The 13,369-nt window shown below is 74.2% G+C and carries 5 protein-coding genes; 2 read left to right on the top strand and 3 right to left on the bottom strand.

Going from position 1 to position 13,369, the window contains the following annotated elements; translation table 11 throughout:
- The first annotated feature begins 35 nt into the window (after positions 1 to 35).
- Positions 36 to 263, top strand: a complete 228-nt coding sequence (locus AC0693_RS25390; RefSeq protein ID WP_356405775.1) for a hypothetical protein — start codon at positions 36 to 38, stop codon at positions 261 to 263.
- 95 nt (positions 264 to 358) lie between these two features.
- The gene (locus tag AC0693_RS25385; RefSeq protein ID WP_478802983.1) at positions 359 to 3,280 is read left to right on the top strand and encodes a helix-turn-helix transcriptional regulator; all 2,922 of its coding nucleotides are present in this window, start codon (positions 359 to 361) and stop codon (positions 3,278 to 3,280) included.
- Between the two features lie 33 nt (positions 3,281 to 3,313).
- Here the strand turns inward: AC0693_RS25385 and AC0693_RS25380 are convergent, their stop codons facing one another.
- From AC0693_RS25380 to AC0693_RS25370, 3 genes are read right to left on the bottom strand one after another with little or no spacing between them, the layout of a single operon-like run.
- Positions 3,314 to 4,576, bottom strand: coding sequence for an MFS transporter (locus AC0693_RS25380; RefSeq protein ID WP_469319877.1), 1,263 nt, complete (start codon positions 4,574 to 4,576; stop codon positions 3,314 to 3,316).
- A 59-nt stretch (positions 4,577 to 4,635) separates the two neighbouring features.
- Complete coding sequence (locus tag AC0693_RS25375; RefSeq protein WP_356405781.1) at positions 4,636 to 6,003, bottom strand: cytochrome P450; 1,368 nt, start codon at positions 6,001 to 6,003, stop codon at positions 4,636 to 4,638.
- Positions 6,000 to 13,349 (bottom strand): amino acid adenylation domain-containing protein, encoded by a 7,350-nt coding sequence (locus AC0693_RS25370; RefSeq protein ID WP_478802982.1) that lies wholly within the window; start codon positions 13,347 to 13,349, stop codon positions 6,000 to 6,002. Before AC0693_RS25370 ends, AC0693_RS25375 begins: the two co-directional genes overlap by 4 nt.
- Positions 13,350 to 13,369: the final 20 nt, after the last annotated feature.

The following is a 13,369-nucleotide window of genomic DNA, read 5'->3' as shown; positions in this document are numbered from 1 at the left end:
CTCCACTTCAGGTTCCGAGAAAGGGACTCACCACCATGCAGGAGCTCCAGGTCAACGCCACCGCCGCGGACATCACCACCGACGCCGTCGACGCCACCACCGCGGTTCCCGCCGGGGACCCCGCGGGCGGCATCACCCTGTCGGGCCGCAACACGGCGTGCGCGCGGGCGCGGGCACTGGCCGGTCTCGTGCTCACCAGCGGCCTCGTGGTCGCGCTGAGCCAGATCGACACCAGCGTCTCGGCCCCCAATGTCACCTGGTAGGACCCCTGTCCGCGCCCGGATTCCGGAGTCCGGCACGTGGGAAAGGCCGACTTTCGGTGCACTGCGGACCGTACGTATGAACTAGATTTGCGCTCATGCGTTCCCGTGCGCGGTACATCATCGGTCGTGACTCACAACTCTTGGAGATCAAGCAGGCGTTGACCGAGGCGAGGGACGGACGCGGCGGGGTCGTCTTCCTGGTCGGCGAGGCGGGCATCGGCAAGTCCCGGCTCGCCGCCGAGGCCGTGGGAATGGCCTTCAACGCCGGAATGCGGGCACTGCGGGGCCGGAGCAGCACCACCGGCCCCACAGTGCCTTTCCGGCCATTGACCGAAGCGCTGATGGCGCTGTTCCGCGGCGGGCCGCCCGGCGGCCCGTCCCTGGACGACCTGCCGCTCGGGCCCTACCGGCCCGCGCTGGGCCGGATCATCCCGGACTGGAGCAGCGACGCCCAGGACAACAGCTCGATGGTGATCCTCGGCGAGGCCGTGCTGCGGCTGCTCATCGCCACCGGCCGGGACGACGGCCAGCTCCTCCTGCTGGAGGACCTGCACGACGCCGACCCCGAGACCCTCGCGGTCGTCGAGTACCTCGTGGACAACCTCGAATACACCAACGTGGTCCTCCTGGCCACGATCCGCACCGAATCCTGCGACGCCCTCGACATGGCCGAATCGGCGCGCCGCCGCGGGGTGGGAACCGTCCTCCAGCTGGCGCCGCTGACCCGGCCCGAGGTGCGCGCCGTGATCGCCGCGCAGCTGGACACCGAACCGGACGGGGTGCCGGAGGCGGCCCTGGACCGGCTCTGGGACGACAGCGCGGGCAGCCCCTTCCTGGTCGAAGAACTGCTCCAGGGGATGATCGGCAGCGGCGCCCTGGTCCGCGCCGAGGACGGCTGGCGGGTCGTCGGCGACCTGCGCAGCGACGTCTCCACCGCCCTCGCGCGCGGCATCCTGCGGCGCGTCGACCGGCTGGCCCCCCAGGGTCTGACCCTGCTGTCCGCCGCCGCCGTCATCGGCCGCCGCTTCCCGCTGACCGTGCTCCAGCGGATGACCGGCATCGACGACCGCAGCCTGCTCAGCCACCTGCACGCGGGCGTGGCGGCGCAGCTCGTCGTGCATGACGAACCGGCCCCCGACTGGTACGCGTTCCGCCACTCGCTGACCGCCGAGGCACTGCTGACCCAGCTCACGCCCACCAACCGCGCGGAGATGTCCGGGCGCGCGGCCGACGCGGTCCAGGCGCTCTACCCCGAGCTGGAGGGCGAATGGTGCCCGCTGGTCGCGGAGTTGCGTTCGCAGGCCGGTGACGACGCGGAAGCGGGACGGCTGTTCACCGTCGCCGGGCTACGGGCGCTGGGCGCCGGGGCCATCGGCTCGGCGGTCACCCTGCTCAGCCGGGCCGAACGGCTTCTCGCCGCCAGCGGGGACGCGGCGGGGCGTACCGCCGCCCTGGAGGCCCTGCTGCCCGCGCTCGCCGAAGCCGGCGACTTCGCCCAGGCCTTCGGCTTCGCCGAGAACCTGCACACCCTGGGCGGCAGCGGGCTGAGCGCCGAGCGCCTCGCGGCCCTGCACACCCGGCTCGCCAAGGTCGCCCACACCGCCGGGCGCTGGGAGGACGGCAACCGCCAGATCGCCCAGGCCAGGGCCCTGCTCGGGGAGCAGCCCGACGAATGCGGCACCGCCTCCATCGACGTCACCGCCGCCTACCTGGCCCTCGACACCCCCGGCCCGGACCGGACCCAGCAGGCCGAGAAGCTCGCCTACTCGGCGCTCCAGGCCGCCGAACGGCACGGTCTGCCCACGGTGGTCTGCCAGGCCTGGGAACTGCTCGCCACGCTCGCCCGCGAGCGGGACTTCGACGAGGCCACGGCCCTGCTGGAATCGGCCCTGCACACCGCCGAGCAGCACCAGCTCCCGCTCCAGCGGATGTACGCCCTCACCCGCATCGGCGGGAACAACTGGCTCACCGAGGGCAATACGATCCCCCTCCTCGCGGCGCGCGGCGAGGCCCAGCGGCTCGGCTCCGCCACCATCGTGTACACCATCGACGGGATCATGATCCTGGACGCGGCGCTGCGGGCCGAGTTCACCGCCGCCGCGCAGGGCGCCGAGGAGTGCCTGGCCGTCGTCCAGCGGCTGCGCCTGGCCCCGGCCACCCGCTACGTCCTGATGGCCAAGGCGACCCTCGCGGCGCACCAGGGCGACCGGGCGGACATGGAACGGGCGCTGGACGCCTTCGCCGAGTGGGACGGCAGCGGCTCCCAGGAGGAGCCGCTGACCCGGGGCCTGGCCCGCGCGTTCTGCGCCCTGCTGGAGGAGGACCGGCCGGCCGCGGTCCGCGAACTGCACACCGTGGCCGAGCTGGAGAACACCAACCCCAGCACCTACTACCTCAGCGGGCGCTACGGCATCGGGCTGCTCCTGGACGTGCTCTCCGGCGAGGCGGGCCGCGGCCCGTACGAGGAGATCGCGGCCACCGCCCCCGGCCGGATGCGCTGGAACCGGCAGTTCGTGCACTTCGCGGGCGCCGTCCTGCTCGGCCGGGAAGGAAGACCCGACCTGGCGGCCGCGGCCGTCAACGAGGCCCTGCGCACCGCGGAGCCCTACGCCACCGCCCTCCACCTGGGCCTGCGGCTGATCGCCGAGGCGGCCCACGAGGACGGCTGGGGCGAGCCGGTGGCCTGGCTGCGCCGGGCCGAACTCCACTTCCACCAGCAGTCGGTGGCCCCCGTCGCCAACGCCTGCCGGGCCGCGCTGCGCCGGATGGGCGCCCCCGTCGCCCAGCGGCGCTCCGGCTCGGGCAACATCCCGGACGTCCTGCGCACCCAGGGGGTCACGGTCCGCGAGTACGAGGTGTTCCGGCTGCTCGCCGAGCGGCTGGGGAACAAGGACATCGCCGACCGCCTCTACATCTCGCCCCGCACGGTGGAGAAGCACATCGCCAGCCTCGGCACCAAGACCGGCCGCAGCAACCGGGCGGCCCTGTGCGAACTCTCCGCCTCCCTGCGGGGGTAGGGGATTCTGTGCCGTGCCCCTGGCCCGGCCCGCTCAGCGCATCGTGCGCACCGCCCTGGAGCTGAGCAGGCCGACCGCCGTCAGCGCGAGCAGGGCGCCCGACACCGCGAACATCGGGCCGCTGCCGCCCTGCGCCAGGGCCCCGCACAGGATCAGCGAGACGGGCGCCATGGCGTAGCCGAGGACCATGTCGATGGAGATCACCCGGCTGAGCACCGAGGGATCGATGGTGCGCTGGATCCAGCTGAGGCCGAAGACGCCCTGGAACCCGATGCCGAAGCCCATCACCAGGACGGTCACGAAGGCCGCCACCGCACTGTCCGCCAGCCCCAGCACCCCCATGCCCACCGCCAGCCACCCGGCGAGCGCGGCGATCAGCAGGCCCACCCGGGGCCGGCCGCTGAGCGAGCCGCCGACCAGGGTGCCGAGCATCGCCCCGCCCGCCAGGGCGCCGTTGAGCAGGCCCAGGGTCGCCGAGCCGCCGTGCAGGTCCACCTTGGCGAGGGTGGCGAAGCCGACCGTGAAGGTACCGGCGTAACAGAAGGTCATCACCGTGTCGACGACCAGGATGGAGCGGATCCGCGGGTCCACCATGGCGTAGCGCAGCCCGGCCCGCATCCGGGTGAGCAGCGAGTCCCCGGCCTCCCGCGCGGCCGGCGCCGGCTCCGCCTCCCCGGGAGCCCCGGGCGCCGGGGCCGTCCGGATCCGCGAGACGCACAGCCCGCAGAGGGCGAAGCACACCCCGTCCACGAGGAAGGCGACGGGCGCGTCCGAGAGGGCGACCACCATGCCGCCGACGGCCGGGCCCAGGATGGAGGACACCTTCGTGCCGACCGCCAGCAGCGCGTTGGCCGGGGCCAGCTGCTCCTTGTCCACCACGGAGGGCAGGATCGAGGCCCGGGCCGGCTGGAAGAACGCGTCGACCGCGCCGAACGCGGCGGCGGCGCAGCACAGGAGTGCCACCGTCAGCGACCCGGTCATACCGATCAGCCCGACGCCCCCCATCAGCACCGCGCGGGCCCAGCTGGAGAGCGTCATCAGCGTCCGCGGGGACCACTTGTCGCTGAGCGAGCCGCCGACCAGGGTCAGCAGCGCCCGCGGCACCGCCTGGAAGGCCAGGACGTAGCCGAGGGTGAGGGTGGACTGCGTCAGGCTCAGCGTGATCCAGGAGAAGGCGATGTAACTGAAGCCGTCCCCGAGCAGGGACAGCGACTGCCCCAGCCACAGCAGCCGGAAGGAGGGCAGCTTGGCGGGTGCGCGCAGCCGCGTCCCCGCACTCGTCAGCGTGGAGGCCATGATGGGACCCTTCGTCGGGCCGCCGGGGCGGCCGCGGTGCGGTGGCGGACGGCCACGCGTCAGTAGTGGACGGGCAGCGCCGTCAGGGCGCGGTTGAGCAGCGAGGGCTGCCAGCTGTGCCCGTCCGTGGCCAGGGCCAGGTCCGGGTACTCGCTCACCAGGACGCCGACCACCGCGCAGGCCACCAGCCGGGCCAGCGCCGCCCCGATGCAGAAGTGCGCGCCGTGGCCGAACCCGAGGTGCGAGGCACTGCCCCGCGCCACGTCGAAGACGTCCGGGTCGGCGAACCGCTGGGGGTCCCGGTTGGCGGCGGCGGTGACCAGGAACAGCCGGTCCCCGCCGCGCACCGGGCGGCCGTCGAGCTCGAAGTCCCGGGCGGCGCTGCGGATCGACATCTTCGAGGGGCCGTCGTAGCGCATCGCCTCCTCGACGGCGAGCGGCACCAGGGCCGGGTCCGCGCGCAGCGCCGCCAGCTGTTCCGGGTGGTGCAGCAGGGCGAGCACGGTGTTGACGATCAGGTTGCTGGTGGTCTCCCCGCCGGCGAAGGCCATCTGGGTCAGCATCCCGACGAACTCCTCCTCGCTGACCGACTTCCCGATCTGGCCGCCCGCCAGCACGCAGCTGATCAGGTCGTCCTTGGGGTCGGCCCGGCGCTCGCGGACCAGACCGGCGAGGTAGTCGTCCAGCTTCACCAGGGATTGGAGCGAGGTGCGGTACTCGCGTTCCTCCTGCGCGGCCCCGAGCACCAGGTCGCCCACCCGGGCGTTCCAGTACCAGAACGAGGGGCTGTGCGCCTGCGGGACGCCCAGCCAGCGGGCGAAGACCAGCGCCGGCAGCGGCCGGGCGATGTCGGCGAGCAGGTCGCCCGAGGTGCCGGGGACGCTGCGGCGGGCCAGCATGGCCCGGGTGGCCCGTTCCACGAACGTCCGGTAGCGGCCGATGGAGCGGGCGGAGAACTGCTCCTGGAACACCTGGCGCAGCCGCCGGTGCTGCGGAGGGTCGTTGAAGACCATCCAGCGGGACAGGACCGAGTACGCGCGTTCGGTGTCCTCCCGGGCGCCCTCGGGGACGGCGTCCATCAGGGGCCCCACCCGCTCGGCCGAGACCGCCGGGTCGCGCAGGCAGTGCATCAGCTGGCCGTGTCCGGTGACGAGCCAGGCCCGGTGCATGGCGGACCAGTACACGGGATCGTGGTCGCGCAGGGAGTTGAGGTACCGGTAGGGGTCCGCGTTGACGGCGGGGTCGAGGAGGTACCGCTCGGTGAAGGCGGCCGACGGGACCGGGGCGACCCGGGGGGCCGGCGGCGCCGTACGGGCCGCCGGGTCCGGCGGGGCGGTCCGCCCGGTCATCGGGCACACCAGGGCGGAGAGGTCCGCGGGCGCGCTCGGGGCGGCGGGCGTGGTGGTGTTCGTGGTCAGGACGGTCATCGGCGTTCCTCCGACTGGATCCGGCCGAGCACAGCAGCGGTCTTGTGCATCAGCCGTTCGGACATCATGGACATGTGGTCACCCTCGGTGACATGGACGGTCAGTCCGCCGAGCGCGATCTCGCGCCAGCGTTCGACGTAGGTGCGGAAGTCGACGTCCAGCCCGGGCATCGGTTCGCCGTCGGGCAGTTCCGCGGCCGCGCTGCCCACCAGCAGGTGGACGTGGCCGGGGTAGGGGCGCAGTTCGTAGGCGGACAGGGCGGTCAGCAGCGAGTGCCAGACCTCGATCGGGGCCTGCTCCACCAGGGCCGCCTCGCCGGGGCTCATACCGGCCCCCAGCAGCAGGGTGGTGAGTTCGGCCGCGGCGGCGTCCCGCTCCGGGGAAGGAGCCAGCGCCCGGACGCGGTCGCGCATCCGCAGCCCCCGCTCCATGTCGCGGCCGACCGCCGCGAGGCGCTCGCAGGCCGCGGGGTGGGGCAGGTGCGGCTCGATCAGTGTCAGCGGTGCGACGGTGTGACCGGCCTCGTGCATCTGCGTGGCCATCTCCAGGGCGATGTTGGCGCCCATGGACCAGCCCAGCAGGTCGTGCGGGCCCTCCCCGCCGTGGGCCGCGATCTCGGCGGCGTAGTTGGCCGCGATCCCGGCGATCGTGGTCGGGTCCACCCCGCCGAGCAGGCCGCGGGCCTGGAAGGCCCGGACCGGCTGACCGGGCGGCAGCGCCCGGGCGAGCGGCACGTACCAGGCGCCGCTGCCGCCGCTGGGGTGCACGCACCACAGCGGGTCGCCTTCGCCTTCGCGCAGGCGGACCTCGGAGGTGACGGGCTTCGCACCGTCGGCGGCCTGCCCGGCCCCGGGGTCGGCCGCGCGCTCCGCGGCTTCCGTGGCGCGGGCGGCGAGCCGGGCGATCGTGGGCAGTTCCAGCAGGTCCCGTACGGAGACGCTCAGCCCGCGGGCGGCCGCCTGGGCGCAGACCCGGACGGTGGAGAGCGAACTGCCGCCGAGGGCGAAGAAGTCGTCGTGGACGCCGACCTGCTCGATGCCGAGGACCGTGCGCCACACCTCGGCGAGCGCGATCTCGGCCGGCGTGGCCGGTGCGACGTACTCGGTGGCGCTGCCCAGACGGTCGGCCGCGGGCAGGGGCAGGGCCTTCTTGTCCACCTTGCCGCTGCTGTTGACCGGCATCGCGTCGAGGAAGACGAACCGCGCGGGGACCATGTACGCGGGCACCTTGGCCCGCAGTGCCCGGCGGAAGGGCTCGACGACGGGCTCCACGCCCTCCTCGGGCACCACGTACGCCACCAGCGCCGGCTCCGGGAGGTCCCGCCGCAGCAGCACCACCGCCTGCTGCACCTCGGGCAGTTCGCGCAGCGCGTGCTCGATCTCGCCCAATTCGATGCGGAACCCGCGCAGCTTCACCTGGCTGTCGCGGCGGCCCAGGACCTCCACCGCGCCGTCGGGCAGCTGGACGCCGATGTCTCCGGTGCGGCACAGCCGGGCGCCGGGGGCGCCGTACGGGTCGGGCACGAACGCGGCGGCGGTCAGGCCGGGGCGGTTCACATAGCCGCGGCCGATGGCGCGCCCGCCGAGGTAGACCTCGCCCTGCACCCCGACGGGAACGGGCTGGAGGTCCTCGTCGAGCACGTACACCTGGGTGTTGCGGATCGCCCAGCCGATCGGCGGACGCTTGCAGTCGGGCTTGAGGAGGGTGGACACCGACCACACGGCCGTCTCGGTGAGCCCGTAGACGTTGTAGAACCGTCGTCCGCGCGCCCACTTCTGAGGCAGTTCCGCCGGGCAGGCCTCGCCGCACACCTGGAGGATCCGCAGCGCGGGGAAGCGGTCCTCGCCCAGGGCCGCCAAGGCGCTCGGGGCCAGCATCGCGACGGTGATCCCGTAGTCCACAAGCGTGTTCGCCAGGTCGGCCCCCGCGCGCAGCGCCTCCCGGGGCGGGGTGCACAGCTGGGCGCCGTTCGCCAGGGCCCAGGTCAGGTCCAGGATGGAGACGTCGAAGCTGAGCGAGGCGAACTGGAGCACCCGGTCCTCGGCGGTCACGGGGAACAGGTCGCGCTGCCCTTCCAGCATGTTGGTGAGGCTGCGGTGCACGATGGTGACGCCCTTGGGGTTGCCCGTGGAACCGGAGGTGTAGAGGACGTACGCCGCGTTGTCCGCGGTGACGGCGAGCCCCGGCGCCGGGACCTCGACGGGCTCCGCCCAGGTCGCCGGATCGTCCACGACCAGGGTCGGGCCGTCGAAGGGCACCGTCCCCAGCAGCGAGGACTGGGTGATCAGCACCGGCATCCCGCTGTCCTCGACGATGAACTTCAGCCGGTCGCAGGGGTGCTGGGACTCCAGCGGCAGGAAGGCGCCGCCCGCCCGCAGCACACCGAGCACGGCCCGGACCATCTCCGGACCCCGGTCGAGGCAGATGCCGACGGGTACCTCGGGTCCGACCCCCAGGGCGCGCAGCCGGTCCGCCAGCTGGTGCACGGAGGCGTCGAGTTCGGCGTAGGTGACCTCCCGGTCGCCCTGCCGGACGGCCACCGCGCCGGGGGTGCGCACGGCGTGTTCGGCCACGCACTCGTGGAACATCAGCGAGGTGTTCGGCAGGTCGGGGCCGCGGCCCCACTCCTCCAGCGCCCGCATCCGCGCCTCGCCGGCCAGTGCCGGCGCCGTGACCGGGTCTTCCGGGCGCGTGGCCATCGCCTTCAGCACCCCGCACATCAGGTCGGCGAGCTGCTCGGCGGTGGCGGGCGCCAGGTAGTCCGGGTCGACGTCGAGGGTGAGGGACTCCACGCTCGCGTTGAGCATCAGCGGGAACGCGGTGCGGGCGATCTCCAGCGAGTCGTCCCAGCTGTCCCCGGACAGCCGGTGGAAGTTCACGTAGTTGAAGAGGGTGTCCGCCACGCGCGGAGCGCCGGACCCCAGTTGCGCCATCCGCGCCAACGGCACCCTGCGGTACGGGAGCATCTCCTGCTCGGCCGCGAACGCCGCCTTGAGGTACTCCAGCCAGCTGCCCCGGGGGCGGCGCACCCCGAACGGCACGGTGTTGAGGAACAGGCCGCGCATCCGGTCGGAGCCGGGAACCTCGGGTCGGCCGTTGGTGACGAGGCCCACCGAGTGGCCCTCGGCGGAGCCGTCGCGCTCGGCGAACAGGCTCATGGTGTGGTGGAACGCCGTGAGCAGGACGGTGCGGCGGGGCACCCCGGCCAGCCGGGCCAGCCGGCCGATCGGCTCGGCCAAGGAAGCGTACGAGCGCCGCACCTCGTGGACGAACTGACCGCTGTCGGAGGCCTCCGTGCCGCGCCGGGTGAACAGGACCGGGCTGAGGTCGGCCAGCGCCGAGCGCCAGTACTCCAGGCCCTCCTCGTCGACGAGCGCGGCGCGCTCCAGCGCGACGTACTCGGCGTACGGGGGCGCCGGGGGCAGCTCCGGGGTCCGGCCCTGCGCCACGGCCTGCCGGTGCAGGTCGAGCAGGTCCGCGATGAGCGAGGTCAGGCTCCAGCCGTCGAGCACCACGTGGCAGTCGGTCAGCGTGAGCCGCAGCTCGTGGTCGGTGAGCCGGTGCAGGTGGATGCGGACCAGCGGCGCGGCCGCCAGGTCGAAGCGCCGGGTGAACTCGGCCTCCACGTAGGCCCGTACGGACGCCCACTGCTCCTTGTGGGAGAGCGCGCGCAGGTCGCTGTAGCCGACCGGGAGCGCGGCGGTGGCGTGCACCAGCTGGAGCGGCTCGGAGAAGGAGACCAGGTCGATGGAGGACCGCAGGATGCTGTGGCCCCGTACGACGGTGTCCACCGCCGTCTGGAAGGCGGTGAGGTCGAAGCCCTCCGGCACGGTGATCTTGAGGTCGGTGACGTTGTGGTAGGCGCCGCGGCTCGGGTCGGCCAGCATCTCGTGCAGCATGCCGCCCTGGAGCATGGTCAGCGGGTACGCGTCGTCGAGGCCCTGCGGCAGCCGGGCCGCGTCGGCCGGGTCGAGCTGGGAGAAGGGCTCGACGGGCGCGGGGCCGCTGTCCTCGGCGGCCTCGGTCGCCAGCGCGGCCAGGTCGCCCAGGGTGCGGGCCCGGAAGAGGTCCGGGACGCTGAGGCCCAGTCCCGCGGAACGGGCCTGACCGATCACGCGCAGCGCCAGCATCGAGTCGCCGCCCAGGTCGAAGAAGTTCGCCGTGCGGCTGATCCGTTCGGCGCCCAGTACGTCCGACCAGATGCGGGCCAGCGCCTCCTCGGCCGGGCCCGTCGGCGGGACGTGTCCGGCGGGCGCGCCCGCCCCCTCGACGGCCACCGCAATCAGGGCCTTGCGGTCCACCTTGCCGTTGGCGGTGATCGGCAGCTTCGGGTGCCGGACGAACAGCGCGGGCACCATGTACTCGGGCAGCGTCAGCCGCAGCCGGTCGCGCAGGTCGGGCGCGTCCAGCGGGCGGCCCTCGGTCAGCACCACGTGGGCGACCAGGCGGGCGCCGCCGTGCGCGTCGGGCCGGGCCACCACCGCGGCGTCCCGCACGCCGGGCAGGGAGCGCAGCGCGGTCTCGATCTCGCCGGGCTCGATGCGGAAGCCGCGGATCTTCACCTGGTGGTCGGCGCGCCCGGCGTAGGCGAGCTGTCCGTCGGGCAGCACCCGCACCAGGTCACCCGTGCGGTACATCCGGGCGCCACCCGCGCCGGCGCCCGGGGCGAACGGGTCCGAGGGGAAGCGCTCCGCCGTCAGTTCGGGCCGGTTGCGGTAGCCGCGGGCCACCCCGCCGCCCGCGACGTACAGCTCGCCGACCGTGCCCCGGGGCGCGAGCCGTCCGGACCGGTCGAGGACGTACCCGTGCTGGCCGGCGAGGGGGCGGCCGATCGGGGAGTACACGGGGGAGACCGTGTCCGCCTCGGTGATCAGGCGGTAGGTGACGTGCACGGTGGTCTCGGTGATCCCGTACATGTTCACCAGCGCGGGCCGCCCGGCGGCGGGAGCGGCGAACCAGTCGCGGTAGTCCCGGGCGTCGAAGGCGTCACCGCCGAAGATCACCGTCCGCAGGGCCAGACCGGAGAACTCCTCGCCCTGCTGCGCCAGGTGGGCCCGCAGTCCCTTGAAGGCGGCCGGGGTCTGGTTGAGCACCGTCACCCGCTCGTCGCGCAGCACGGCGTGCACCGCGGCGGGGTCGCGGACCTCGTCCTCGGTCAGCACCACCACCCGCCCGCCGGAGGTCAGCGGACCCCACAGCTCCCAGACGGAGAAGTCGAAGGCGGGGGAGTGCAGCAGGGTCCAGACGTCGTCGGCGCCGAAGTCGAAGTGGTGGTCGGCCGCGCCCAGCAGCCACGCCAGGTTGGCGTGGGTGATCTCGACGCCCTTCGGCTGCCCCGTGGAACCCGAGGTGTAGATGACGTAGGCGAGCGAGTCCGGCCCCGGGGCCACGGACGCGAGGTCCACGGCGCCGGCGCCGCCCGGCTGCTCGGAGAGGTCGCGGGCGCCCGGGGCGCCGGTCTCCGTCAGCGGGATCACCCCGACCGCCAGCCCCTCCACGGCCGCACGCCCGGTGTCGTCGGTGACGACCCACTCCACCCCGGCGTCGGCGACGGTGAACTCCCGCCGCGCCCGCGGGTGCGCCGGATCCAGCGGCAGGTACGCAGCCCCCGCCCGCCACACCCCGAGCAGCGCCACGGCCAGGTCCACCGACCGGCCCAGGCACACCCCGACCAGGGACTCCGCCCCGATCCCGGCGGCCCGCAGCCGCCGGGCCAGCGCCAGGGAGGCCGCGTCCAGCTCGGCGTAGGTCAGGGAGCGGCCGCCCCCGGAGACCGCCACCGCGGCGGGCGTCCGGGCGATGTGCTCCGCCAGCCGGGCCCAGGCGAGCCGGGGCGCCGCGGCCGCGCCGTCCTCCTCGGCCGGGGCCACGGGCCGGTTCGCCGGGCCGTCGGGGCCGAGCAGCTCGGCCCGCTCCGGCGCCGTGAGCAGCTCCATCCGGCTCAGCGGGAGGGCCGGGGTGCGGGTGAAGGCCCGCAGCACCGCCACGGTGTGCTCCGCCAGCCGGGCGATCGACTCCGCTTCGAAGAGGTCGGGGCGGTAGACGAAGCGCAGGCCGAGCCGGCCCGCGTCGTCCAGGACGTCCAGCGTCAGGTCGAACTTGGCGGTGCTCAGGTCGATCGGGAAGGGGGTGCCGGTGGCGCCGCCCAGGGCGTAGTCGCCGTGCTCGGCGCCGGTGTGCGTGAACAGCACCTGGAAGAGCGGGTTGCGGGACAGGTCCCGTTCGGGACTCAGCTCGTCGACCACCCGCTCGAAGGGCAGCGTCTGGTGCGAGAGCGCCCCCAGGACCCGGTCCCGGGTCCGGGCGAGCAGCTCGTCCCCGGTCGGGTCGCCGGCCAGGTCGGCCCGGACGACCAGGGTGTTCACGAAGAACCCGACCAGCTGCTCGGTCTCCGGCCGTTCGCGGTTGGCGACGACGGTGCCGATCGCGATGTCGTCCTGTCCGCTGTGGAAGCCCAGCGCGGCCTGGAAGGCGGCCATCGTGGTCATGTAGGAGGTGGTGTCGGTCCGCCGGCCCACCTCCGCCAGTGCCGCCGTCAGCTCCTCGGGGAGGTCGACGGTGTGCACGGCCGCGGCGTAGGAGCGGGTGGCCGGGCGCGGGTGGTCCAGGGGCAGTTCGAGCGGGGTGAGACCGGCCAGGGCCGAGCGCCAGTAGGCCAGGTCGGCGCTCTCGTCGCGGCCGCGCTGCCAGATCGCGTAGTCCACGTAGGCGATCGGCGCCGGGTCGGCGGGCGGCGCGGTGCCCTCGGACCGGGCCCTGTGGAAGGCGCGCAGGTCCCGCATGAGGAGGTCGAGGGACCAGCCGTCGGCCACGATGTGGTGCAGGGCCAGGACCAGCACGTGGTCCTCGGCCGAGACGCGCACCAGCGTGGCGCGGAAGCCCGGCTCGACGGTCAGGTCGAAGGGGCGCAGCGCCACCGTCCGCACGGCGGCGGCGACGGCCGCGGCGTCCGCCCCGGCGGGCAGCTCCACCAGGTCCAGGCCGCTGCCCTCGGCGGGCCGCACCTCCTGGGCCGGGACGCCGTCCACGTCCGGGAAGACCACCCGCAGCTGCTCGTGGCGCACGACCAGGTCGCCGACGGCCGCGTCCAGCGCGAGGAGGTCGAGGGGGCCGGTGAACCGCCAGGCGGCGGGCATCAGGTACTCGGTGCCCTGCGGGTCGAGCCGGTGGAGGAAGTAGAGGCCCTGCTGGGCGGCCGACAGCGGGATGCGCTCGGGGCGGGGTGCGACGCGGGGGATGCCCGCCGCGGCACCGGCCCGGCCGCGCAGTCTGCGCTCCAGCAACTCGCGGGCGGCGGCGGAGAGTCCGGACTGAACGGGGGCGGTTTCGACCTGGAAAGTGGTCATGGGAATACGGTCCTATCTCG

This window comes from Streptomyces sp. NPDC043876, assembly GCF_056435825.1.
The sequence above is the reverse complement of the archived record's forward strand: the minus strand, read 5'-3'. Positions and strand labels throughout refer to the sequence as shown.